This window comes from Rhodococcus sp. EPR-147, from assembly GCF_001647185.1.
Taxonomy (GTDB): Bacteria; Actinomycetota; Actinomycetes; order Mycobacteriales; family Mycobacteriaceae; genus Rhodococcoides.
In genome coordinates, this window is sequence record NZ_LVCU01000509.1 from 1 (window position 1) to 657 (window position 657).

General features: G+C 63.5%; 1 protein-coding gene. It reads left to right on the forward strand.

What is annotated here, in order from left to right:
• Positions 1-657: acyl-CoA carboxylase subunit beta (locus A2J02_RS21845; RefSeq protein ID WP_331712063.1), on the forward strand; the 657-nt coding region annotated here is incomplete at both ends.

Here is a 657-nt window from a genome sequence, read left to right on the forward strand (position 1 = left end):
AACCGTCACCGGCGAGAACGTCACCATGGAAGAACTCGGTGGCGCGCACACCCACATGGAGAAATCCGGTGTCGCGCACTACGTCGCCTCCGGCGAACAAGACGCCCTCGACTACGTCCGCGACCTCCTGTCCTACCTACCGAGCAACAATCGCGCCGACGCCCCCCGCACCGCACCCTCGGACCCGATCACCGGGTCCATCGAAGACAATCTGACCGCCGAGGATCTCGAACTCGACACCCTGATCCCCGACTCACCGAACACCCCGTACGACATGCACGAGGTCATCACCCGGATCCTCGACGACGACGAATTCCTCGAAGTCCAAGAAGGTCGGGCCCGCAACATCATCGTCGGGTTCGGGCGCATCGACGGCCGATCGGTGGGGATCGTGGCCAACCAACCCACCCAATTCGCCGGAACGTTGGACATCGATGCTTCCGAGAAAGCAGCCCGGTTCGTGCGGACCTGCGACTGCTTCAACGTCCCGATCATCACCCTGGTCGATGTTCCCGGGTTCCTGCCCGGCACCGGGCAGGAATACAACGGCATCATCCGACGCGGCGCGAAACTGCTCTACGCCTACGGCGAAGCGACCGTCGGCAAGATCACCGTCATCACCCGCAAAGCGTACGGCGGCGCCTACGACGTGATGGG